Raw genomic sequence first — 3493 nt, forward strand, 5'->3', positions numbered from 1 at the left:
CTCCACCTCGGCCCGGGCGAGCGCGGCGGCCGCCGCGTCGCGCCACGCGGCCCGGCGCCCCTCCCGTTCCCGCAGGACGGCGACGGCGCGCCGTTCGTCGGCGATGACGGTCTCCCGCACGACACCGGCCACGGGAGCGAGCGAGGCGACCGCCATCGCGAGGGTGGTCCAGAGGGGGACGGTGCCCCAGGTGCGTACGGTGCAGAAGGAGAGCCAGAGGGCGACGGCGATGTACATGGCGGTGAGAGTGCGACTGCCCCTGCTCATGGCTGGTTCTCCTTCTCGGTCCGTCCGGTGGACATCTGATGCCCCGGATGTGCGCGGGCATGACTTCCGGCCGATGGATCGAGCAACTTCCTTTGTAATCAGTTGAGTTGCTACCCGTCCGCGCCGCGTCGCGTCACACTGCCTTCGCAGGGAACCGGCCGTTGGGGAGCGGGGGCGGTGACATGGTCGCGCACAGACCGGTCGTGGCCGTGGTGGCGGGGACGCTGCTGCTGGTTCCCCGTGGCCGGCCACCGCCCATGTGCCGGGCCCCTCGCTCGCCGAGGCGATCGCCCGCCTCGGGCCCTGGACCGACAGGCGCCTCCGTCCGCTGGGCGCCGCGTGGGCGTAGGCGCTGGACGACGTGCACACGGCCGGACTGGTGCACCGGGACGTGAAACCGGCGAACGTGCTGCTCACCGTCGGCGGTCCCCGGCTGATCGACTTCGGGACCGCCCGGGCGGTCGGGGCGACCGCGCTCACCGCCGACGGCTCCGTGGTGGGCTCCCCCGGCCATCTCTCGCCCGAGCAGGCCCGGGGCCGTGCGGTGGGTCCGGCGAGCGCTGTCTTCCTCTACTACCGGATCAGCGGCGGCGCCGCCCGCTTCGTCGCCCGCGCGGACGACATCGGCCGGAGGACGTGACGGGGCTCCGGACCGGCATCTCGAACGGGTGCGCTACATTTTGCTCGCCCTTGACCGCGATCACTCACGATCTCTCACGCTACGGAGCCGGCAACCCCATGAGCGACATCGTCAACGGAATCGGCCGGGCCACCGCCTACGGCGCACTCGGCCTGGTTCTGCTGGTCCTCGGCATCGTCCTGGTCGACGTGCTGACGCCCGGAAAGCTCGGCCGGCAGATCTGGCAGGAGCGCAACCGCAACGCCTCGGTGGTGCTGAGTTCCTCGCTGCTCGGCATCGGCGGCATCGTCTTCACGTCGATCTGGACCACGTACGAGGACTTCGGCAAGGGACTGGTGTCGACCGCCGCGTTCGGCGTGCTGGGGCTGGTGATGATGGCCGTGGCGTTCCTGGTGGTGGATCTCATCACTCCGGGACGGCTGGGTGCCACGCTGGTCGAGACCGAACCCCATCCGGCGGTCTGGGTGACGGCGTCCTGCAACCTCGCGGTGTCCGCCGTCATCTCGGCGTCCATCGCCTGACGAGGGCGTCTCCGTACCGCCCGGCTTCCGCGTTCCGGGACGCGGAGGCCGGGCGGTGGCGTTTCACGGACGGTCGCAGGTGAGCGTGGTCGGCACCGTCGAGGAGCTGCCGGTGGCCGTGAAGCCGAAGGTGGTCGTGGAGCCCGGCGCGAGGGAGCCGTTCCAGTCGGTGTTGCGCACCGTGACCGCCCCGCCGGTCCCGGTGTTCCGGCCGTTCCAGAGGCTGCTGATGGACTGGCCGGACGCGAGCGTCATGCCGACGGTCCAGCCGTCGAGGGCGCCGCTGCCGTCGTTGCGTACGGTCACCTCGCCCTGGAAGCCGCCGGACCAGCTGTCGACCGTGCGGTAGGTGGCGGTGCAGTAGTCGCCCGGCGTGCCCGGACCGCCGCCGGTGTCTCCCCCTGTGTCTCCGCCGGTGCCGCCTCCGCTCGTGCCGCCGTCGGCGAGGCTCGGGGTCTGCCAGTCCCGCCAGGCGGAGAGGTCACCGGACTTGGCCGGGGAGATCCTGAACACCCCCGAGGAGCTGCCGGACTTCAGCAGGAACTTCTGGATGTTCTGCTGCAGCGGCGTGCGCCATTCCGGCCGGGCCGCGCAGTGGGTGCCGTCCTGTACGTCGGACCAGTAGCTGATGTCGCCGCCCGCGCCCAACGCCTTGTAGACCTCGGCGCCGCCCAGCGCCGCCACGCTGCCCGACCGGGCACCCAGCCAGTCGACGTGCGGGTTCTCCATGACGAGCAGCCCGCGCGGCGCGACCAGGCCGACGATCTCGTGGGTGTCCACGGGGAGGGTGGCGGGGCTGCCGGTGAAGGAGCCGAAGGCGTCGCCCAGCCAGGGCTGTTCCGAGTAGGCGCTGCTCAGCGGCTGCGCGCCGCTCTCACCCGGGATGCCGCGGAAGACGCCGGTGCCGGCGCTGCCCGATTCGACCGGCATGGTGAGCGCGATGCGCTGGTCGAAGGCGCCGGCCACGAAGGCGCCCTTGCCGAACCGTGAGCATCCGGTGACGCCGGTGGCGTCCGCGCGGAGCACGCTGCCGTCGGACTGCTCGATGACGTCGATGACCCGGCTCCCCCCCCATGACCAGGCCATGAGCAGGCCGGTGCTGCTGGAGGAGCCGTAGAGGCTGTAGAACGCGCCCTGTTTGTTGCTGCGGGATGTGCCCTCCTTGCCGAGCGCGTACGGGTCGAGGGAGATGACGGCCGCGCCCGCGCCCTTGATGGTGGAGGTGTCCGCGCCCAGCCCTCCGAGCACCACGACGGCGGGGAACGGGCCGGTACCGCTCGGCAGGTCGACGCTCGCGGAGAAGCTCGCGCTCCTGCCCTGGTGCGTCACCCGCACCGTGATGCCGGTGCGCGACACCGTGCCCGTGACGCTCTCGGGCCTGGCGGGCTTCTGCCCGTAGACGTGTCTCTCCGCCAGCTCTCGGATCTCCGCGCGCCGGCAGCGCCAGTCGGACCGGGTGGAGATGCGCGTGCCGTCCAGTTTCCGGAAGGGGTCGGGGAGCCTGGAGACGGAGGTGAGAGCTCCGGTGTCGGGGACGGCGCAGTCGGCGCCGTCGTCCTCGACGCCGGGTTCCGCCGCGACGGGAACGAGGGTGTCGGCGGCGCCCGGCCGCGGGAGGAGAGCGGCGACGGCCAGGCTCACGGCCACCGCGAAGACCGCGGCGGCCCAGGCCCAGGTCCAGGCCCGGTGTCAGGGGAAGCGCATCGGTACCTCCAGAGGAGTGGGAGCGCTCCCAGGCTAGAAACGTCTTCAGGGGCATGACAACGACGCCGCCGGGTCCGTTTCAGATTGACCCTTTCGAATCCCTGTCGAAAGCCGGAAGCCGCACGCCATCCGCCCTGACGCCGAAGACCTCACCCCAAAGCACCATGTCGGCACAGGGTACGGTGAGCGAAACTTTCGCACGACTTGCGACCGTGCTGTCGCCTCGATCGTCCGCAGGACATGAATTCGGCCACGGGAGCGCGCCCGCGTGGCCTGACCACGGCGCAGCCGCCCCGCGCCCCGGTCAGGCCACGCGGGCGCGCTCCCGTACCGGGCGTGCCGGCTCGGGCCGGGTCCGGGG

3 protein-coding genes and 1 pseudogene are annotated in these 3493 nt (G+C 71.9%); 2 read left to right on the top strand and 2 right to left on the bottom strand.

Annotated features, from left to right (window positions below; all coding sequences use genetic code 11):
* Positions 1 to 267, bottom strand: a 267-nt coding sequence (locus tag B7767_RS30285; protein WP_085574940.1) for a hypothetical protein, incomplete at its 3' end; no start/stop codon positions are given.
* 220 nt (positions 268 to 487) lie between these two features.
* On the opposite strand from B7767_RS30285, the pseudogene B7767_RS30290 reads away from it, so the two are divergent.
* Positions 488 to 835: pseudogene (locus B7767_RS30290) on the top strand (phosphotransferase); the annotation flags it as partial.
* 170 nt (positions 836 to 1005) lie between these two features.
* Positions 1006 to 1428 (top strand): DUF350 domain-containing protein, encoded by a 423-nt coding sequence (locus tag B7767_RS30295; protein ID WP_085574939.1) that lies wholly within the window; start codon positions 1006 to 1008, stop codon positions 1426 to 1428.
* A gap of 63 nt (positions 1429 to 1491) precedes the next feature.
* Here B7767_RS30295 and B7767_RS47450 read toward each other — a convergent pair whose 3' ends face one another.
* Positions 1492 to 3075, bottom strand: coding sequence for a cellulose binding domain-containing protein (locus B7767_RS47450; RefSeq protein ID WP_218775829.1), 1584 nt, complete (start codon positions 3073 to 3075; stop codon positions 1492 to 1494).
* Between the last annotated feature and the right edge of the window lie 418 nt (positions 3076 to 3493).

This window comes from Streptomyces sp. 13-12-16 (assembly GCF_002114215.1).
In the GTDB taxonomy this organism is placed as follows: domain Bacteria; phylum Actinomycetota; class Actinomycetes; order Streptomycetales; family Streptomycetaceae; genus Streptomyces.